This is a genomic window from Hyphomonas sp. GM-8P, assembly GCF_003263315.1.
Lineage (GTDB): Bacteria > Pseudomonadota > Alphaproteobacteria > Caulobacterales > Hyphomonadaceae > Hyphomonas.
In genome coordinates, this window is record NZ_AWFE01000072.1 from 30883 (window position 1) to 49378 (window position 18496).

Sequence of the window (18496 nt, forward strand, 5' to 3'; positions counted from 1 at the left end):
CCCTCAAATCGCCCCAATCCCGGTATTCTCTGTCCTCCTTATCGAAGCGGAGGATTGCCTATGCGCGCATTGATTCTGGCGCTCGTTCTCTGGCCCGCAGGCACCGCTCTGGCGGATGTGCAAAAAGTCGTCGCGAACCTTCCGGAAGATGTGGAATTCGAGGCGCCGGCGGCGCTTCAGGACATGGCAGAGGGCCCGGTATGGCTGGATCTCACCGTCGCCCCGCCGCTTGATCCGTCGGTGCAGCAAGAAGACGGCTCATGGTCCGGTATAGTCTGCGATAGTCATGGCGAAGTCAGCGCGAAGTCGGTCTCAGTCCCCACTGGATCGAACCATTTGCTGCTCGATATCCGCCCCGGATCGCCAGAGCGGCACGCGGCGAACATGGTCTCCTGCAACTATGCCCCGCAGTATTCAGACGAGACCAGCCTCGGCCAGGTGATCCGCATAAAGGGCTGCTATTTCGCCAATTCGGTATCCATCCCGACCGCCATTCAGTGGATCCTGAACCCGCTGCCGGCCAGCGACTGCAACGCCGGCAATTGACCGCGGCGCCTCTGCAGCCTACCTCGCCGCGCATGACCGCACCGCAATTCCCGCAAGGGCTCTCCGATATCGCCAGCCGCTACGACACGATCCTGTGTGACGTCTGGGGCGTGATCCACAATGGCCGCAGCGCATTCACCGATGCCTGCGATGCGCTGGTCCGCTTCCGCGAAAGCGGCGGCCATGTCTGCCTCATCACCAATGCTCCCGTGCCGAAGGCGCAGGTGACGCGCTACTTCAAGCCGCTCGGTGTGCCCGATGCGGCGTTCGATGACTGCGTCTCCTCCGGCGATGCGACGCGCGCGGAGTTGGCCCGGTTCCAAGGCCAGTCCGTTTGGCGCCTCGGCGCCGATGAGGGCTGGGAACATGACCGCCACCTCTATGAAGGGCTGGATCTGAACTTCGCAGATGCCGACGAAGCGGACATGCTGCTCTGCATCGGCCTGCGCGACCATGTCGGCGAACATCCCGAAGACTACCGCGAGGAACTTTCCCTCAGCGTCAAACGCGGCATTCCCATGATCTGCGCCAATCCGGACAAGCAGGTGCGCGTGGGCGGCCAGCTCTACTGGTGCGCCGGCGCGCTGGCGGATGTGTACGAGGACCTGGGCGGCAAGGTCATCTATTCCGGCAAGCCCCATCCGCCGATCTACCACCTCGCCATCGAGCGGGTTGAAGCCCTGACGGGCGGCCAGCCGGTCGACCGGTCGCGCATCCTCTGCATCGGCGACAGCCCCGGCACCGACGTGCGCGGCGCCGGCGTGCAGGGATTCGACAGCCTTTATGTCGGCACCGGCCTCAAGGAGCATGGCGAGGATTTCGAAGAGGAAGTCGTCGAACTGCTGGCGGCTTACGGAGAACAGGCGACCTGGGCCATGACGGGCTTAAGGTGGTGACGTCCCGCTTTTAGGCGTGTAACGAAGCCCGTCGAAAGAATCGGAGCATCCCCGGAATGACTGAATTTACCGGCTTCAAATACGAAGACCTCGAAATCGGGCAGTCGCACGAAACCGTGCACGAGATTACTGCCGATGACATCCAGCGCTTTGCGGAAGTCTCGGGCGATTTCAACCCGCTGCATATGTCCGACGAATATGCCGCCACGACCATGTTCGAGAAGCGCATCGCGCATGGCGCGCTGACGGCGAGCTATATTTCCGGCATCCTGGGCAACAACCTGCCGGGGCCAGGCGCCGTCTTCGTGGGCCTGAACATGCGTTTCCGCCGCCCGGTCTATATCGGAGACACCGTCACGGCGCGTGCGACGATTGCCGAGAAGATCGACCGCGGCAACCGCGTCGTACTCAAGATCGAATGCATCGTAGATGGCAAGCGGGTCATTACCGGCGACGCCGAAGTGGTTGCGCCGAGCCGGGAGGCCTGATTGGCCATTTATGCCGACTACCGGGGACTGCCCGCCAGCGCGCGGGGAGCCTCGGTTGCGCTCGGCAATTTTGACGGTCTCCACGCCGGCCACAAGGCGGTGATGCAAGCGGCACAGCAGGCGGGTGGCGGCAAGTTTGCCGTGGCGACCTTCGAGCCGCCGCCCCGCGCCTATTTCCGCCCCAGCGATCCGCCCTTCCGCATCTTCCGGCCCGAGCGGCGCAATAACGCCATTCTGGCTGCCGGGGCTGACCTCGTGTTCGAGTTGCCGTTCAATGGCGAAATGGCCTCCATGACGGACGAGGGCTTTGTTCGCGATGTCCTGGTCGACGGGCTTGGTGTCAACCATGTTTCGGTTGGGTTTGATTTCCGCTTCGGGCGCGGCCGCATGGGCCATGCCCAGCGGCTGGCAAGCCTTGGCCGGGCGCTGGGTTTTGGCGTCACGATCGTTGACGAAGTGATCGAGCTGGAAGGCAAGGCGTCGTCCACTGCCATCCGTCAGGCCCTTCATGCGGGCGAGCCTGAAGTGGCGGCTGAACTGCTTGGCACATGGTGGATTGCCGATGGCGTGGTCGAAAGCGGTGAAAAGAACGGCCGCACGCTGGGCTTCCCGACCGCGAACCTGCATCTCGGCGAACTGATTCATCCGCGCCACGGCATTTATGCCGTGCGGGCGCGGGTCGACCGGCAGGGCGAGTGGCTGGATGGCGTCGCCAATTTCGGGCGCACGCCCACGACCGGCATCCGCGATCCGCTGCTGGAAACGCATATTTTCGATTTCGACGGCGATCTCTACGGCAAGTGGCTGGAGGTCCAGATGGTGTCCTTCATCCGGCCCGAGTTGAAGTTCGACAGTCTGGACGCTCTGGTTGAAGCCATGCACGCAGACGCTGCAGAAGCGCGCAAACGGCTCGCGAATCTGTAGATTTTGTTAGATTTACCTCTTTTCATGCCTCCCGGCGCCCGTCATGCTGGCGCCAGACTGGGGACATCAAGAGAGGGAGTTTCCCATGCGTACTTTCCTTGCCGCTGCAGCTTTTGCCGCTGCCGTATCCATGACCGCTTCGGCGGAAGACTTCAGCGCGGACACGTCACTTGCGGATGACGACCGCGTTGTTCGCAGCGTGAGTCTTGAAGACCTGAAAGCCATTGCGGTTTCCGAGGGTCACACGATCACGGAAGTCGGCGGCGAGGGCGACGTCTCTGTCCGCGCGACTACTGCGGATGGGCTGATCTTTCATCTGATCGGGACAGCGTGCAATTCCGAGTATTCCGACGACTGCCTCGGCATGATGGTCCAGGTCCGCTATGATGACGATGACGAAGTCACGGATGAGGCCATCAATAATGCCAATCTGTCCTATGCCGCCGTATCGACCTGGTGGGACAAGGACGGTGATACGGTTGGCGTCACGCGCTACCTCATCCTCGATGGCGGCCAGCGCATGGAAAACCTGAAGATCAACCTTCAGAACGCGCTCGCGCTCGGCCCGCTCGTCGCCGATGTCATCTGGCCCAGCGACGACGAAGACTTGTACGACTGGCTCTACGACGAAGAAGACGACGAGTAATCTGCCCCGGCACTGCCACATTGCTGACATCGAACGTTGGCAATAACATCCCTAGGTGGGGGCATGTGGCAGTCTGAGGGTGAAGTTTGCATAAGGCATTTGCAGCAGCTGTAATGATGGCGCTGGGAAGCGGCAGTGCGCTGGCGCAATTACCGGAAGATCCGCCGCGTCTGACTCGTGCGCCCGACGTCATGATCAGCAATGTCCGGCTGGACGATCTTCGCCTGATCGTCGACGAAATGGGCGGCACATTCCTCGCCGCAGGCCAAAACGACTCCGGGGCGCCCTTTGTGTTTGCCCGCCTGCCGGATGGTCTGACGCTGGGTATTTATACCGTTTGCGCCGACGAAGCCGCCTCCGATTGCCGGGGCGTCGAATTCATGGCGGCATTCGGGTCTGTCTTGTCCTATGAGCAAGTGACGGAGATCGACCGGGCTTTCAGTGCCGTCTCTGTCTACAAGGCCGACGCGGATACGGTGAACGTGTCGCGTTATGTGATCCTCGACCGCGGCATTACCTGGGGCAATCTGATCGAGAATGCCGCTGTTTTCGATGCGCTCTGCTCGAAAGTGGCCGAGCGTCTTGCCTACGGTCCGCCCCAGTCAACGGCTTCGTCACCCCGCTGAGGCATCGCCCTAGTGACAGGTTAACCTCTGCCTGTTAAGGCGCTTGCCGATGGAACGGATATTCACAATTCGAATTAGCCGCCCGGCTGCGCGCTGACCCCACCGAAGGGTCTGGGCCAGGCCGGGATTTGCTTTTCTGAGCCCCAAACCTCTCCCAATCCGTTCACACTGAAGATCCATGACCGATTCCCTGACCGACCGAGATTATCGCGACACCCTTTTCCTGCCCGCGACCGAATTCCCCATGCGCGGCGGCCTGCCCAAGCGTGAGCCTGACTGGATCAAGCGCTGGGATGACCTGAAGCTGTACGAGCGCCTGCGCGTTGATGCGAAGGAACGGGGCGCCAAGCCGTGGATCCTCCACGATGGCCCTCCTTACGCGAACGGGCACATCCACCTCGGCACGGCGATGAACAAGATCGTCAAGGACATCATCGTCCGCTCCCACCAGATGGCGGGCTTCGATGCGGCCTACCTGCCGGGCTGGGACTGCCACGGCCTGCCGATCGAGTGGAAAGTGGAAGAAGAGTTCCGCTCCAAGGGCAAGACGAAGGACGACGTGCCGCCCGGCGAGTTCCGCGCTGCCTGCCGCGCCTATGCCGAAAAATGGGTCGAGATCCAGGGTAAGGAATTCCGCAGCCTCGGCATCGAGGGCGAGTGGGACAATCCCTACCTCACCATGAAGTTCGAGAGCGAAGCCTCCATCGTTGGCGAGTTCCTGCGCATGGCAATGACCGGCTCGCTGGTCCGCGGCGCAAAACCGATCATGTGGTCCCCGGTGGAGCGCACGGCGCTCGCCGAAGCGGAAGTGGAATACCACGACCGCAAGGTGCCAGTGATCTGGGTGAAGTTCCCGGTTCAGGGCACTGAGGCTTCAGTCGTCATCTGGACGACCACGCCATGGACGATCCCGGCCAACCAGGCTGTCAGCTACAATCCCGATATCTCCTATGGCCTCTACGAGGTCGAGACAGTGATGAGCGAGGAAGAGCTGGGCTTTGCGCCTTACGCCAAGCCGGGCGAGAAACTGTTCCTTGCCGACGCACTGGCTGCGGCCGTCATGGATGGCGCGAAGGTGTCTGCCTACAAACGTCTTGAGGATGTTGATCCCGCGATGCTCGGCAAGCTCTCCCATCCGCTGCACGCGATGGACCCATTCTTTGCCCACGACATCCCGCTCCTCGCCGGTGAGCACGTCACCGACGATGCCGGTACGGGCTTCGTGCACACGGCGCCGGCGCACGGCGAAGACGACTTCAATGTCTGGGTCGAGTCCGGCCACACAACGCAGGAGATCCGCCAGATCGTCGATCCGGATGGTTGCTACACGCCCGACGTGCCGCGCTTTGGCGGCCTCGACATCATCCGCACGAGCGGCAAGAAGCGCGGCGAGCCGGGCAAGGCGAACAATGAAGTGATCGCGGCCCTCGCCGAGAGTGGCAATCTGTTCGCGCGCGGCATGACGACGATCCGCGATGCGCACTCTTGGCGTTCCAAAGCGCCGGTGATCCGCCGCGCAACGCCGCAATGGTTCATCTCGATGGACAAGCCGGGCCCGAACGGAAAGACGCTGCGCGAGAACGCCCTCAAGGCCATCGACGAGACCGAGTTCTTCCCGGCTGCTGGCCGCAACCGCCTGCGTTCCATGGTCGAAGGCCGTCCGGACTGGCTGATCTCGCGCCAGCGCAACTGGGGCGTGCCGATCACCATCTTCGTCAACAAGTCCGGCCAGCCGCACACGGCGGCGCTGCCGAAAGAGCAGGCGGATACGCTGAACAACGCCATCAAGACGGCCATCGCAAAGGGCGGCGTCGAAGCCTGGTTCGATACGCCGGCAGACGACTTCCTCGGCCCGCTCGGCCTGTCGGCCAATGAGTGGGACAAGGTGACGGACGTGCTCGACGTCTGGTTCGACAGCGGAACCACACACGCTTTTGCCCTGCGTGAGCGCGGCATCATCGATCCGGAAACCGGGCAGGCGAACCTCTACATGGAAGGCTCCGACCAGCACCGCGGCTGGTTCCAGTCATCCTTGCTGGAGTGCTGTGCGACGCGCGGCATGGCGCCTTACAAACAGGTGCTGACACACGGCTTCATCGTCGATGCCGAAGGCAAGAAGATGTCGAAGTCGATCGGCAACACGATCGAGCCGGAGCAGATCCAGAAACAATACGGGATCGAGATCCTGCGCATCTGGACGGCTTCAGGCGACTATACCGAAGACCTGCGTATCTCCGATGAAATCATCAAGGGCTCGGTCGAGACCTACCGCAAGCTGCGCAACACGGTGCGCTATCTACTTGGCGCGCTCGACGGCTGGACCGAAGAGGAGACCATCGAGGCGGAGAAGATGCCGGGTCTCGAGCGCTGGGTGCTGCACCGCCTTGCCGAGCTCGATGCACAGGTGAAGGCCGCCTACAATGTCTACGACTTCAAGCGCGTGATGAGTCTGCTCATCAATTTCGCGGGCGTGGACCTGTCGGCCGTCTATTTCGACATCCGCAAAGACAGCCTCTACTGTGACCCGCGCTTCAGCACGATGGATGCGTGGGACGATGCGACAGCGTTCTATGGCAATCGCCGCCGCGCCGCGCGCACGGTCATGGCCGCTGTCCTTGAGCGCCTGCTCACCTGGCTCGCGCCGGTAATGCCGTTCACGATGGAAGAGGCCTTCCTCGAAAGCCATCTCAGCGGCAAGGCGGAGTCAGTCCACCTGCTCCTGTTCCCGGAAACGCCGGAAGGCTGGAAAGACGAGAAGCTTGCAGAACGCTGGGCGAAGATCTTCACTGTCCGCCGTGTCGTCACCGGCGCGCTGGAAGTGGAACGCCGCGAAAAGCATATCGGCGCCTCGCTGGAGGCTGCGCCTGTGGTGCACATCGCCGATGAAGAGCTGGTGAAGGCCTTCGAGGGCGAAGACCCAGCCGACCTGTTCATCACCTCCGGTGCGGAGCTGGTGAACACGCTGGAAGGCAAGGGCGGCGGGTTCACGCTGGACGATACGCCGGGCGTGGTCGTCTATCCGGGAAAAGCCGAAGGCATCAAATGCCGGCGCAGCTGGAAGTATTTCGACCCGGCCCTCGCCGATCCGGCCTTTCCGGACATTACCCCCCGAGATGCGCTGGCGGTGAAAGCCTGGGACGCGACGTACGGCGAGTGACAAAGCCAACCTGCACGGAATCGCTTGATCTGACCGGGACGGGATGCAATCTCCCCGCATGCAAATGAAACCCGCTCAGGTCTGGCCGCTGGCCATCATCCCGGTCACGTTGATCGCAGACCAGGTGACCAAATCGATGGTTCTGGCGAACGAGCGGTTCCGCGCCATGGAATGCTTTCACAACAGCTTTGCTTGCGGCACGATCGAGCTGCCGGGCCCGATCAACCTCTCGATGGTCTGGAATCGTGGCATGAGCTACGGCATGTTCCAGTCCGAGGGCATTGGCCGGTGGATCCTGGCGATTGTCATGCTGGCCATCGCGCTGGGCTTCCTGCGCTGGCTGATGGTGGCGGAGGGGCGTCTGCTGAAACTGTCGCTGGCGCTGGTGATCGGCGGTGCCTTCGGCAACCTGATCGACCGCGTGCGTTTCGGCGCGGTTGTGGACTTCATCAATGCCGGCGCGCTCCATTTCCCGTGGGTGTTCAACGTGGCCGACGCTGCGATCAGTGTTGGCGCGGTCTTGCTGTTTTTCGATCAATTCGTACTGTCGGGAAGAAAGCCATCCGGGAAACCGGACCGGCCCTCCTAAACTTAGAGGCGAGGACGCCACATGAAGACGCAGCTTTCCCTTCTGGCCCTGGGCGCCGTGTGCCTGGCGACGACGGCCTGTTCCAGTGGAGCAGCCGGATCACGGACGCCGGACGAGTTCCGGGTCGTGACCAAATCGCCGCTCATCGTACCACCTGAATACTCGCTACGTCCGCCGGGCGCCGGCCAGTCCCTCCCGGCTGAAGTCGAAGCGGCCAAGAACGACAATGCGGCGGCCTTCGGCTCGACGCTTGGCGTCAATGCCAGCGCATCTGAGCGGGCCCTCGTCGCAGCAGCTGATGCCAATGCAGTCAGCCCGATGATCCGCACGGAACTCGACTACGAAGAGTTCAAGACGATCCGCAAATCGCCGAGCGTCGCTGACCGGATCATGTTCTGGCGCAAGGACAATGCCGAGGATGCCGAGTCTGCTGCAGCAGACAACGCTACGGGCAACGAGCCTGTGACGATCGAAAGCACCACCGCCAAGCCGCGGGTCAAACTGCCGGGAACCTGATCCAGCCCGGTGCCGGACTTCCAACTCTTGCAAGGGAACAAGCCCATGAAACGGATATTGACCGGAGGGCTCGCTGCCCTCGCTGTCTTCGCCTTGCCGGCATCGGCCGACACTGCAGCGGAGTCTGCTGAGACCTGGACCCCGACCACATTCGAACTCGACAATGGCATGCAGGTGGTGGTCATTCCGGACCATCGCGCGCCGGTCGTGACGCATATGGTCTGGTACAAGGTTGGCGCGGTTGACGAGGCACCCGGCAAGAGCGGGATCGCCCACCTCTTCGAACACGTCATGTTCCAGCAGACCGATACGCTGGCGCCGGGCGAGTTCGATTCCATCGTCTCCCGCAATGGCGGCCAGTCGAATGCTTTCACCAGCTGGGACTATACCGCCTATTTCGAACGTGTGGCCAAGGAGCAGCTCGGCACGATGATGGAGCTGGAAGCCGACCGCATGGTGAACCTTGAGATCGATGACGATCCGGAAGGCGCCTTCATCTCTGAACGGGATGTCGTGAAGGAAGAGCGCCGCCAGCGCATCGACAACAATCCGGGCGTCATCCTGCAGGAGCAGGTTCTATCTGAATTGTGGAAGGACCACCCGTACGAAATCACTGTCATCGGCAATATGGATGAAGTGGCCGCGCTGACTCCGGAAGACGGTCTGAATTTCTATCATGAGTACTACAGCCCGGAGAACGCGATCCTGGTCGTTGCGGGCGATGTCAGCGAGGACGAAGTCCGCACGCTGGCAGAAGCGACGTACGGACAGATCATTCCGACAGGTACAGCCCACGGCCAGCGCAAATGGCGCGACGTGCCGCTGCTGACCGAAGACAAGCTGATTGTCCATTCCGATCCGAAAGTGCGCCAGCCAGTCTGGAGCCGGTATTACAATGGCGTTTCGCAGATCCGCACGCCGCACGAAGCCTACGCTCTGGAAGTCGGCCTTGAAGTGCTCGGCGGCGGCATGACCAGCCGGCTCTACCAGTCACTGGTGGAGCAACAGCAACTGGCCATCAGCGCCGCCTCCTATGCCTGGTCCGACCTGCACGATCCTGGCCCCGCCGTGATTTCGGCGAGCCCCGCGCCCGACGTCAGCATGGACGATCTCGAAACGGCCGTGATGGCGGAAGTCGACAAGGCGCTCGCAGAAGGCTTTACGGAAGAGGAAGTTGTCCGGGCCCGGAACAAGCTTGCCGCAACGGCGATTTATGCCCGTGACAGCCAGTCGACGATGGCGAACGTGTTCGGCTCGACCCTGGCCATTGGCGGCACGATCGAGGACGTCTTGTCCTATCCGGACGATGTCCGCGCGATTACTCCGGAAGAGGCGATCGCTGCCGTCCGCACCGTGTTCGGTCCTGACCGGCACTTCATTGAGGCGCAGCTGCTGCCAGCCGAGGGGGAAAACTGAGATGAAACGCCTGACCATCACCGCCGGCCTGCTGGCCGCGACCAGCCTGTCCGCCTGTGCCTATTTCAATCCGCCTCCGGTGGAGTCTGCAACTGTTGTTGAAGTCGAAGTCGTTGAAGAGCCGGCGCCGCTTGAGGTCAGGGTCCATTCCGGCGACTTCGCAGAGATCCAGCAATTCACGACGCCGGGCGGTGCATCGGTGTGGCTGGTGTCTGAACCGTCGATCCCGATCCTGTCTCTCAATATGGCTTGGAAAGGCGGCGAGGCGAGCGATCCGGAAGGGCTGGAAGGCCTGACCGATGCTGTGACTTATCACATGAACGAAGGCGCCGGCGATCTCGACTCGCTCGGTTTCCAGACGCGGATGGAAGACCTGAACATGAGTTTCGGCTGTTCGGCGTCGAACGACTGGACCTCCTGCTCGGCTTCCATGCTGACGGACAATGCCGAAGACGCGATGGCGCTGATCGCAACGGCGTTTGAAGACCCACGCTTCGATGAAGGCCCGTTCGAACGTTTCCGCCGCGAGCAGCAGGTCGGCCTCAAGACACGCGAGACGAGCGCGGGCTTCCTTGCCTGGCAGGCCGCGTCTCAGGCGCTCTACCCGGACCACCCCTATGCGCGGACGACCTCGGAAGAGAGCATCGCGGCCCTGACGCCGGACCTGGCGAAAGAGCAGATGCGCAAGCTGATGGTGAAGGACCGCCTGCTGGTCACCGCCGTAGGTGCGGTCACGCCAGAAGAACTGGCGCCGATGATCGATGAAGTCATGGCCGGCCTGCCGGAGACTTCGACCTTGCCGGAAACGCCGGACATCGTCCTGCCGGAACTCGAACCGGCAGAACCGATCGTCGTTGACCTGCCGCAGCCGCAATCACTGGTCCAGTTCACGGGCCCCGGCCTGAAGCGGGACGATGAAGACTTCTTCCCGGCCTTCGTGCTAAACTACACTTACGGTGGCGGCGGTTTCGAAAGTCGGCTGATGAAAACCCTCCGTATCGAGAAGGGCCTGACCTACGGCATCTATACAAGCCTGTCGTCGGGCGAGCACCTTCAGACCTGGGGCGGCGGCGGCCAGACCAAGAATGAAAGTGCCGGCGAGTTCATCCAGGGTATCAAGGACGAGATGGAAGACTTCGTCGAAAACGGCGTGACCGAGGAAGAACTGGCCGATGCCAAGGCCTATCTCACCGGTTCCTACCCGCTTGGCTTTGATTCGAATGCCAAGATCGCGAGCCAGATGATGGGCGTGCGCCAGGACGAACTCGGCATCGACTATTTTGACCTGCGCAATGACAAGGTCCGCGCGGTGACGCTCGAAGATGTGAACCGGGTGGCGAAGGAATACCTGAACCCGGAAGACTATCTCTTCGTCGCCGTCGGCCAGCCGGAAGGCATTGCCGCGGAAGAGTTCGAGACCGAAGCGGAAGAATAGGTCAGTCTGCAGACCGGCGCGGGGTCGACAGGCCCGGCGCGCCGGTCGAGATGGCCTGATCGCGGCAGAAGCGGTAAAGCTCGGCCGGGCGCCCGCCCGTGCCGGTTTCCATCGCGCCGGTTCCCTTCACCAGCCCCGTCTTGTCGAGTGCCCGGCGGAAGTTCTGCGTATGCAGGCCAAGGCCAAGAATGGCTTCGACCGTCCGCTGCAAGGCGGACAGGGTGAACCGGTCCGGCATCAGCTCGAACACGACCGGGCGGTATTTGATCTTGCCTCTGAGACGCGAAATGGCCGTCGCGAGAATGCGGCGGTGGTCCGACGCCATGGCTTCGCCAAGTGTGACGTCTGCCTCGGCGAGGTTCGCATCGCGTGCGCACTCGGCGACGAGGCCGGCTTCATAGAGCAGCTCGTAGCGGTCCAGCACCCGCTCCTCTGCCCAGCGTGCGCCATCGAGGCCGAAAGCAATCTTCGCCCGCTCCAGCCGCATCTCCTTGCCGGCGGCCCAGGTGAACAGGCGCGGGGCGATCTGGGCGTCGATCATGGCCGGGCGGCCGTTCCGGTGATCTTCCCAGGGGAAGTAGCGATACCAGTTCTGCCAGCGTGCTTCGAACCCGGCTTCCGCCGGGCGGGCCTCAGGCGTCAGGGCAAGGTAGCCGACCGAGATGACGCGCGAGTCCGACGGGGCTCCGGCGAGCGTCGCTTCGGGCGTCTCCCGGTCCCGGTCACCGAAGGTGTAGAGCTGTTCGACATAGCCAAGCTCGAAACCCGTCTGCTCCCGCACCCAGCCGCGCAGCGACAGGTCGAACGTGCGGTGCTTGTCCGGGTGGAACGGGCCGAACGGCAGCGCGTCTTCGCTGCCACGCCGCGTGACCAGCACCAGAGGCATGTCATCCTGGATGGCGACCATCACGGCCGACAGGCCGATCAGCAACGGGGATGCGGACCTCATCATGGCGCGCCAATCTCAGTCATGATCTTGTGGAAGCGGTCAAGGAACGCCGCCTGCGCTTCCGGTACCGATTTCGGGGAGAGCTTCAGGCGTACATTTTCCGGCGGAACGACAAACAGCTTGTTGGCCTCTGCCTCTTCGAAGCCGGCCAGCTGTGTCGCCTCGAACCAGGCGCAGATCAGGTCCGCCTTCTTGATCGTCTTCTTCAGGCGCACCGGGGTTACAGGCGGCAGGCCGAAGCGGATGTGGATGGCTTCCTGCAGGCGCCCTTCGACATCCTTGTAGCCGCCGCCCAGCAAGGCCTTGAACGGGGAGATCATGTCGCCGATCACGTATTCCGGGCTGTCATGCAGCAGGGCCAGCATGCTGTGCTTTGCGCTCATGGTCGGGTCCAGCTTTCTGCAGATCCGCTCCACGATGACAGAATGTTCGGCGACGGAGAAGGCATGCTCGCCTTTTGTCTGGCCGTTCCATCGCGCCACACGGGCCAGGCCGTGGGCGATGTCCTCGATTTCCACATCCATGGGCGAGGGGTGAACAAGGTCCAGCCGTCGTCCGGACAGCATACGCTGCCAGACCCTGGGAGCCTTAACGGATTGCTTCTTGCGAACGGTCATTCAGCCCTTCTTTAAAGCATCAGTAATAAGGGTAAAGAAAGGGGGGCAATCTGGTTACAAACCCGCCCTGCGATTGCCCCTATTTCCAAATGCGCTGTTAAGGCATTTGCGCGAAAACTGCTGCACTGACAAAAGGGCACGGAATCATCTCCGTTTACCCGATCCATTATAAGGCGGTGATGATGTTCGAGGCAGTGGCACAAACGGCTCCCTGGCAGGTTATGGCGTTCTGTGTGCTCCTGATGGGCGGAATCATCGTTGTCGTCGAGGCTGCCAAGTCCAGCCGCGAAGTCTTCTGGGGCGACCTGTTCAGCGACGACGAGTACGACTGAGTCTTCAAGGGTCGGGCGAAAAGCCTCGCACCCTACGCCGTTTTCTCAACAAACACCGTGCCGGCGGAATAGCCTGCGCCGAACGAACAGATCAGGCCCTTGTCGCCGGGCTTAAAGTCTTCCGAATGTTTGTGGAAGGCGATGATCGATCCGGCAGACGATGTATTGGCGTAAGTGTCCAGCACGGTCGGGCTTTCATCGGCGCTGGCTTCATGGCCCAGCACCTTGGAAGAGATCAGCCGGTTCATGTTGGCATTGGCCTGGTGCAGCCACAGACGGCGAAGATCCGTGCCCTGAAGGCCAAGTTCGCCGAGATGCTCCGTGATCATCGTTGCCACCATCGGCACGACTTCCTTGAACACTTTGCGGCCTTCCTGCTTGAACAGCTTGTCCGGCGCACCGATCCCCTCCGGGGCCGCGCGGTTCAGGAAGCCGAAATTGTTCCGGATATTGTTGGAGAACTCGGTCTTCAGCTTCGTGCCGAGGATCTTCCAGTGGCCGGCCGGCGCGATGCTTTCCTCTTCCACCAGGACGGCGGTGGCGACATCGCCGAAGATGAAGTGGCTGTCGCGGTCGGTGAAGTTCAGGTGGCCGGAGCAGATTTCCGGATTCACCATCAGGACGGATTTGGCTGAGCCGGTTCGCACAAAATCGGCAGCCGTCTGGATGCCAAAGGTGGCCGAGGAACAGGCAACGTTCATGTCGAAGGCGAAGCCGCCGATACCGAGGGCCTGTTGAACTTCGATCGCCATGGCGGGGTAAGCACGCTGCATGTTGGAGGCTGCACAGATCACCGCATCCACGTCTTCCGGTTTCCGCCCGGCCCGTTCCAGCGCCTGACGAGCCGCATTCACCGCGATCTCGGCGAGGACGGAAATCTCTTCATTCGGGCGTTCCGGGATACGCGGGGCCATGATGTCCGGGTCCAGTACGCCGGTTTTGTTCATCACATAACGCGACTTGATGCCGGAGGCCTTCTCGATGAACTCGACCGAGGAGTGGGTCTTCGGCTCAATCAGGCCGGAGGCGATGTCCGCGTCCCGCTCGCGATTCCAGTTGTCGGCCCAGGCATTGTAGGCTTCGACCAGTTCTTCGTTTGAAATGGCATGCGGCGGCGTCCACAGGCCCGTGGACGAGATGACGGCGTTCTTCATTGTGCCCTCTTGATGCACGCCACATGCAAGTCATGCGGCAAGGTCCTGAATCTCTATCCGATTTTCTGTAGCGCGGCTTGTCGGCCGGGTCGAGACACCGGATCAGTCAGGCAGGTGGAGGCCGGAATCACTCGTTTGCTTCGCATCTTCCCGGGAAACGCCAGAGGCTTCCAGAATGGCCTGCCGCTGTTCGGCGGCTTCGCGGTCGGTCTGGATGCGCTCAGCATCTGCGCGTTCACGCGCCTCGATCAGGGCCAGTTCCGTCTTCATGCACTTCTCGCGCTCTTCCGGTCCGGGTGCATAGCTGCACTTGGCATAGGCCTCGGCCTTGTGGCCTTCGGCACTATTGGCAGACACACAGCCAGCCATCAGCGGCAGGGCCGCAAATATCAGGGGTATCGTTCTTTTCATGATGCCATCTCCTGCACTTCGCGGTGACGGGGGCAAGTTACGTCATGGTCATTCACCATGCCAACCGCCTGTGCCCAGGCATAGACGATGGTGGGTCCTACGAACTTGAAGCCGCGCTTCTTCAGGTCTTTCGACATGGTGGCGGACCAGTCGGTGGACGTCGGAGCCTGCCGGAAGTGCTTCCACTTGTTCACGATGGGCGCGCCGCCGACAAAGCCCCAGCAATAATCCGCAAAGCCCTCACCGGCGTCTTCCATGGCGAGGTAAGCCTGCGCGTTACCGATCAGGGCGTCGATCTTTTTCGGGCTGCGGATGATGCCCGGATTTTTCAGCGCCTTTTCGGCGCGCTTCGGTGTCCAGCGGGCGAGTTTCTCCGGATCGAACTGGTCGAACTCCTCGCGGATGGACTCGCGCTTGCGCAGGATGGTGATCCAGGAAAGGCCGGCCTGCATGCCGTCCAGCTGCAGCTTCTCCCACAGCGCCCGGCCATCATATTCCGGCACACCCCATTCGGTGTCGTGATAGGTGCGGTAGAGCTCGTCCGTCAGCGGCGCCCAGGCGCAGGGAAAATCATCACTCACCAGAGGCCTCCGTGCCAAGGGCATTCATTTCGTTGCGTGCCCAGTCAGGTACATCGAAGGTCACGGGCTGATCGTTGCAGGTCAACGGCAGTGATTGATCGAGCACCTTCTGGAGCCGGTCGGTCCGCACCTGGGCGAGGCCGATGGCGCCCTCGACGCTGGTCACCGTGCCGACCGGGGCAGCGGAGAAGATGTCCGTGCCCGCCTCCAGCGCGGTACCATGAACGGTCAGCGTACGCTTGCGGATCTTGCCGCGCCGCTTCATGCGGCTGGCTACTTCCTGCCCGACGAAACAACCTTTCTTGTAATCGATGCCGCCCATCACATCCATATTGATGTCCGTCGGGAACACCTCCGCTGCGCGATAGTCGGCGCCCCATTCGGGCACGCCCGCTGCGATGCGGTTTTCGGCCCAGTCCTCAACTGCGATCATCTCTCCGGCCTCGGCGACCGGAACCCAGCGGCGCCCCCAGAGGGCGGGCGAGCGCGGGTCGGTCGCATCATCGGTGCGAACGGCGGCAAGAGTGTCGTCCAGGGCGATCTCGACCTCAGCGCGCAGGCGAAACATTTTCAGGCGCTTCATCAGGTCTTCGGCGGCGTCCTCATGCACATCCACAAGCACGCCATCGTCCGTCCTAAGCACGGTATAGTCCGATATGATCTTGCCTTGGGGGGTAAGAAGTGCACCGTAACGCACCTCGCCAGCGGCCCAATCCTTCACCGAATTCGTCACGGTCCGCTCCAGCAGGGCGATCGTGTCACGCCCGGTCAGGCGTATCAGGCTGCGGTGCGGAAAGCGCATCATCGGCGTCCTCGCCTCATCCCGCCCGGTGCGGGAAAGCTGCCAGCAGTGCGGTCGCAAGGCCGCTCTTTATCAGCGCGCCCAACAGAAACGGCGCAACGCCGGTTGCGAAAGCCACCTCAGGCCCGGTCAGTGCGGACAGCCAGCTCCAGCCCGCAAACAGGATCACCGTGTGCAGGCCGACAAAGCCCACCAGCCTCGAGGCATGCGCGCCGAGCCGGTCACCTTTCGGCAGGAAGCCGGCAGCGAAAGCGACCAGCGGGAAGCTGATCAGGTAACCAGCCGTCGGGCCTGCCAAAGCCACGAGACCCGGCTTGCCGCCGGACAGGACGGGGGCCCCGGTCAGCGACAGGGCAAGCCATGCGAGCACCGTCAGCGCCCCGGCGCGAGGCCCCAGCAGGGCGCCCAGTGTCAGCACCACCATGGTCTGCATCGTCATCGGAACCGGGTACATCGGCACAGAAATGTGCGAGGAGACGGTCAGCGCAGCGACACCGGCAATGCCGATCAGGACCGGACGCAGCAGGGTCTGGCTGTTGGGGCGAGTCTGGGCGAGCTTCATTGGGAGGAGGCCTCGTGTCCGGTGAATGGGGAGGCCGAGTTGTGGGACGCGTCCGGCAATGGGTCAAGCAGCCCTGCTGACACCAGGTGTCAGCGGCGGAACACGAAATAGCGATTGAGCAGGTAATTCGTAGTGAAGGAGCCCGCGACGCCAGCGGCAAAATAGGCGCTGATCCAGATTCCAGCGGGGGACTGCAGCCATTCCAGCACCGCGATAATGGCCACGCGCACTATGCCGGACAGGAGAAGGACACCAATGTTCGCAATCATCCGGCGCGCTGAAAAGCGGGAGGTTTCCTGCCGGAACGTCCAGAATTCATGGACGAGGTAAAACACCGAGCCTACCAGGCAAAAAGAGATCGCCGCAGCGACGGACAGGTCCAGCCCGGCGAGATGATAGAGAAGCAGTGTGACAGCGTAGTCGACTCCCAGCCCTGCCAGGCTGGCCAGGAAATAGCGCACGCCCAGGTTTTCCCGGAGCCGCTTCACCGTTCGCTGTTGATCGTCGTGGTCACGCGCGCGCCTGTACTCGCTACAGATCGTCAGATCTTACGGGGCGAAACCCTAATATCCCCCTGCGGTCAGGCGTCGGCCTTTTCCGCAGCAGGCCAGGGCTGCATTTTGGCAGGCGGCGGGGAGGGCTTGAACTCGGTATCGTCCAGCGCGGCGAGGGCGCGTTCACGGTCTGCCGGTGTGAAGCTGCCGGTGGTGGCGCAGAACTCCACAATATTGCCGTTCGGGTCCTTGGTGTAGATCGAGTGGCACCAGTTATGGTCGATCTCCAGCACGTCCAGCCCGGCCGCATTCCAGCGGTCCTTCCAGGCGGCAAGCTCTTCGGCGGTGTCGACCGAAAAAGAATAGTGATTGGTGCCTGGCGGCAGGCCAGCCGCTTCGTTCAGGTCGTACTGGTAGTTTTCCTGCCCCGCCGTTTCGTGCAGTTCCCAGAAGGCGATGAACCGGTTGTCGTCGCCGTCCATCCGGTAGAAGAAGTGCTTGCCCCAGCCGCCGCCGGGGATCGGGCCGACTTCGACCTTTACCAGTTCGAACCCCATGATCCGTTCGTAAAAATCGTGCGTGGCCTTCATGTCCTTCGCCGCGAGCGCGAGGTGATGGTATCCCATGACTATTCCTCCTTCTTGCGGTCCACCATGCTCATGACGTCGTCATAATACCCTTCCGGTGCGGGGACCTCTGTCACCGGTTCATCGACATCATCGTATTCCAGGCGCAGGGCCCGGCTCATGATGGCGTGCATCATGTAGGTGCAGGTGATGTAGGTGAATTCGAGGATCTCTTCGTCGCTGAGATGCTTCTTCAGTGTCTCGAACACGCCGTCGGGCACCCGCCCGCGCTCCAGCACCAGCGCATCCGTATAGGCCAGCAGCGCCCGTTCCAGTTCGTTGAAACAGGTGGCAACCTGCCAGTGCGGTATGGCCTCGATCTGCTCCTCCGGCATGCCGAGATGTCGGCAGGCCTTGCAGTGCTGTGAGAAAACAAACCGGCTGCCAACCGTATAGCCCGCCCGGATCTGGCCCAGCTCGCGCAGCTTCGGATCGATCAGACGGTTCTTGGAACGATAGAAGCGGAAGCCTTCCGTCGTGTGCTCGAACGCTTCCGGTACTATGTTGAACACCGTCCACCAATTGCCGGGCGTGCCCGTCGCCGTGCCAGGTTCTGCGACAGGGTCGCGATCACCGAAGACGATGTTGAAGATTTGTGTGGCGTAGTCGTTCGCTGCTTCCCGCCCTGCTTCTTTCAGCCTTGGCACTCGATTTCCTCCCGTCGCGATTATGTCGTGCGATCTGGGGGTAACGTATGCGTAAACCTCTGCGCGGCCAACAGTCACCCAA

22 protein-coding genes are annotated in these 18496 nt (G+C 62.0%); 12 read left to right on the forward strand and 10 right to left on the reverse strand.

Annotation, left to right across the window (positions count from 1 at the left end; genetic code table 11):
• The first annotated feature begins 60 nt into the window (after positions 1-60).
• The 11 genes from HY26_RS10470 to HY26_RS10520 all read left to right on the forward strand — a co-directional run bounded on the left by HY26_RS10470 (position 61) and on the right by HY26_RS10520 (position 11239).
• Entirely contained in the window at positions 61-546 is a 486-nt protein-coding gene (locus tag HY26_RS10470; protein ID WP_112073547.1) for a hypothetical protein, read from the forward strand.
• Positions 547-578: 32 nt separating this feature from the next.
• Positions 579-1442, forward strand: coding sequence for a TIGR01459 family HAD-type hydrolase (locus HY26_RS10475; protein ID WP_112073548.1), 864 nt, complete (start codon positions 579-581; stop codon positions 1440-1442).
• 56 nt (positions 1443-1498) lie between these two features.
• Complete coding sequence (locus HY26_RS10480) at positions 1499-1930, forward strand: MaoC family dehydratase (RefSeq protein ID WP_034765961.1); 432 nt, start codon at positions 1499-1501, stop codon at positions 1928-1930.
• Positions 1931-2854, forward strand: coding sequence for a riboflavin biosynthesis protein RibF (gene ribF, locus HY26_RS10485; RefSeq protein WP_034765963.1), 924 nt, complete (start codon positions 1931-1933; stop codon positions 2852-2854). It begins immediately after the preceding gene.
• An 85-nt stretch (positions 2855-2939) separates the two neighbouring features.
• The gene (locus HY26_RS10490) at positions 2940-3500 is read left to right on the forward strand and encodes a YbjN domain-containing protein (protein WP_034765965.1); all 561 of its coding nucleotides are present in this window, start codon (positions 2940-2942) and stop codon (positions 3498-3500) included.
• Between the two features lie 113 nt (positions 3501-3613).
• Entirely contained in the window at positions 3614-4126 is a 513-nt protein-coding gene (locus HY26_RS10495) for a hypothetical protein (RefSeq protein ID WP_034765966.1), read from the forward strand.
• A 178-nt stretch (positions 4127-4304) separates the two neighbouring features.
• Positions 4305-7283, forward strand: coding sequence for an isoleucine--tRNA ligase (gene ileS, locus HY26_RS10500; RefSeq protein ID WP_112073549.1), 2979 nt, complete (start codon positions 4305-4307; stop codon positions 7281-7283).
• Positions 7284-7341: 58 nt separating this feature from the next.
• The gene (lspA, locus tag HY26_RS10505; protein ID WP_051599861.1) at positions 7342-7872 is read left to right on the forward strand and encodes a signal peptidase II; all 531 of its coding nucleotides are present in this window, start codon (positions 7342-7344) and stop codon (positions 7870-7872) included.
• Between the two features lie 21 nt (positions 7873-7893).
• Positions 7894-8388 (forward strand): DUF3035 domain-containing protein, encoded by a 495-nt coding sequence (locus tag HY26_RS10510; RefSeq protein WP_051599862.1) that lies wholly within the window; start codon positions 7894-7896, stop codon positions 8386-8388.
• A gap of 45 nt (positions 8389-8433) precedes the next feature.
• Positions 8434-9804: a pitrilysin family protein gene (locus HY26_RS10515; protein ID WP_112073550.1), complete on the forward strand. Its 1371-nt coding sequence runs from the start codon at positions 8434-8436 to the stop codon at positions 9802-9804.
• Position 9805: 1 nt separating this feature from the next.
• Entirely contained in the window at positions 9806-11239 is a 1434-nt protein-coding gene (locus tag HY26_RS10520) for a pitrilysin family protein (protein ID WP_112073551.1), read from the forward strand.
• Between the two features lies 1 nt (position 11240).
• Here HY26_RS10520 and HY26_RS10525 read toward each other — a convergent pair whose 3' ends face one another.
• On the reverse strand, positions 11241-12188 hold the full coding sequence (locus HY26_RS10525; protein ID WP_112073613.1) for an NAD regulator: 948 nt from the start codon (positions 12186-12188) through the stop codon (positions 11241-11243).
• Entirely contained in the window at positions 12188-12805 is a 618-nt protein-coding gene (locus HY26_RS10530; RefSeq protein ID WP_081813061.1) for a YfbR-like 5'-deoxynucleotidase, read from the reverse strand. The genes HY26_RS10525 and HY26_RS10530 overlap by 1 nt, the downstream gene beginning before the upstream one ends.
• Before the next feature lie 179 nt (positions 12806-12984).
• Between HY26_RS10530 and HY26_RS19015 the strand changes: the two genes are divergently transcribed.
• Complete coding sequence (locus HY26_RS19015; protein ID WP_155839937.1) at positions 12985-13137, forward strand: hypothetical protein; 153 nt, start codon at positions 12985-12987, stop codon at positions 13135-13137.
• A 32-nt stretch (positions 13138-13169) separates the two neighbouring features.
• On the opposite strand, the gene HY26_RS10535 is transcribed toward HY26_RS19015, so the two are convergent.
• The 8 genes from HY26_RS10535 to HY26_RS10570 form a co-directional block, all read right to left on the reverse strand.
• Positions 13170-14291 (reverse strand): beta-ketoacyl-ACP synthase III, encoded by a 1122-nt coding sequence (locus tag HY26_RS10535; RefSeq protein WP_112073552.1) that lies wholly within the window; start codon positions 14289-14291, stop codon positions 13170-13172.
• A 102-nt stretch (positions 14292-14393) separates the two neighbouring features.
• A complete protein-coding gene (locus HY26_RS10540; RefSeq protein WP_034765977.1) occupies positions 14394-14702 on the reverse strand; it encodes a hypothetical protein in 309 nt (102 codons plus the stop codon).
• Positions 14699-15307, reverse strand: a complete 609-nt coding sequence (locus tag HY26_RS10545; RefSeq protein ID WP_034765979.1) for a DNA-3-methyladenine glycosylase I — start codon at positions 15305-15307, stop codon at positions 14699-14701. The genes HY26_RS10540 and HY26_RS10545 overlap by 4 nt, the downstream gene beginning before the upstream one ends.
• A complete protein-coding gene (locus HY26_RS10550; RefSeq protein ID WP_034765981.1) occupies positions 15276-16088 on the reverse strand; it encodes a folate-binding protein YgfZ in 813 nt (270 codons plus the stop codon). The genes HY26_RS10545 and HY26_RS10550 overlap by 32 nt, the downstream gene beginning before the upstream one ends.
• A 13-nt stretch (positions 16089-16101) precedes the next feature.
• Positions 16102-16647 carry a biotin transporter BioY gene (locus HY26_RS10555; protein ID WP_112073553.1) on the reverse strand — a complete coding sequence of 182 codons (546 nt, stop codon included), beginning with the start codon at positions 16645-16647 and terminating at the stop codon, positions 16102-16104.
• Between the two features lie 89 nt (positions 16648-16736).
• Positions 16737-17108 (reverse strand): GtrA family protein, encoded by a 372-nt coding sequence (locus HY26_RS10560; protein WP_158531471.1) that lies wholly within the window; start codon positions 17106-17108, stop codon positions 16737-16739.
• 119 nt (positions 17109-17227) lie between these two features.
• Positions 17228-17767: a VOC family protein gene (locus HY26_RS10565; protein WP_112073555.1), complete on the reverse strand. Its 540-nt coding sequence runs from the start codon at positions 17765-17767 to the stop codon at positions 17228-17230.
• Positions 17768-17769: 2 nt separating this feature from the next.
• Positions 17770-18414 carry a carboxymuconolactone decarboxylase family protein gene (locus tag HY26_RS10570; RefSeq protein ID WP_034765987.1) on the reverse strand — a complete coding sequence of 215 codons (645 nt, stop codon included), beginning with the start codon at positions 18412-18414 and terminating at the stop codon, positions 17770-17772.
• Between the last annotated feature and the right edge of the window lie 82 nt (positions 18415-18496).

Coding starts and splice junctions, on each gene's coding strand:
- HY26_RS10490 (WP_034765965.1), top strand. CDS start 2,940: ATGCGTACTTTCCTTGCCGCTGCAGCTTTTGCCGCTGCCGTATCCATG.
- HY26_RS10510 (WP_051599862.1), top strand. CDS start 7,894: ATGAAGACGCAGCTTTCCCTTCTGGCCCTGGGCGCCGTGTGCCTGGCG.
- HY26_RS10480 (WP_034765961.1), top strand. CDS start 1,499: ATGACTGAATTTACCGGCTTCAAATACGAAGACCTCGAAATCGGGCAG.
- HY26_RS10525 (WP_112073613.1), bottom strand. CDS start 12,188: ATGAGGTCCGCATCCCCGTTGCTGATCGGCCTGTCGGCCGTGATGGTC.
- HY26_RS10495 (WP_034765966.1), top strand. CDS start 3,614: ATGATGGCGCTGGGAAGCGGCAGTGCGCTGGCGCAATTACCGGAAGAT.
- lspA (WP_051599861.1), top strand. CDS start 7,342: ATGCAAATGAAACCCGCTCAGGTCTGGCCGCTGGCCATCATCCCGGTC.
- ileS (WP_112073549.1), top strand. CDS start 4,305: ATGACCGATTCCCTGACCGACCGAGATTATCGCGACACCCTTTTCCTG.
- HY26_RS10550 (WP_034765981.1), bottom strand. CDS start 16,088: ATGATGCGCTTTCCGCACCGCAGCCTGATACGCCTGACCGGGCGTGAC.
- HY26_RS10530 (WP_081813061.1), bottom strand. CDS start 12,805: ATGACCGTTCGCAAGAAGCAATCCGTTAAGGCTCCCAGGGTCTGGCAG.
- HY26_RS10475 (WP_112073548.1), top strand. CDS start 579: ATGACCGCACCGCAATTCCCGCAAGGGCTCTCCGATATCGCCAGCCGC.
- HY26_RS10520 (WP_112073551.1), top strand. CDS start 9,806: ATGAAACGCCTGACCATCACCGCCGGCCTGCTGGCCGCGACCAGCCTG.
- HY26_RS10555 (WP_112073553.1), bottom strand. CDS start 16,647: ATGAAGCTCGCCCAGACTCGCCCCAACAGCCAGACCCTGCTGCGTCCG.
- HY26_RS10540 (WP_034765977.1), bottom strand. CDS start 14,702: ATGAAAAGAACGATACCCCTGATATTTGCGGCCCTGCCGCTGATGGCT.
- HY26_RS10515 (WP_112073550.1), top strand. CDS start 8,434: ATGAAACGGATATTGACCGGAGGGCTCGCTGCCCTCGCTGTCTTCGCC.
- HY26_RS19015 (WP_155839937.1), top strand. CDS start 12,985: ATGATGTTCGAGGCAGTGGCACAAACGGCTCCCTGGCAGGTTATGGCG.
- HY26_RS10565 (WP_112073555.1), bottom strand. CDS start 17,767: ATGGGATACCATCACCTCGCGCTCGCGGCGAAGGACATGAAGGCCACG.
- HY26_RS10545 (WP_034765979.1), bottom strand. CDS start 15,307: ATGCCCTTGGCACGGAGGCCTCTGGTGAGTGATGATTTTCCCTGCGCC.
- HY26_RS10535 (WP_112073552.1), bottom strand. CDS start 14,291: ATGAAGAACGCCGTCATCTCGTCCACGGGCCTGTGGACGCCGCCGCAT.
- HY26_RS10470 (WP_112073547.1), top strand. CDS start 61: ATGCGCGCATTGATTCTGGCGCTCGTTCTCTGGCCCGCAGGCACCGCT.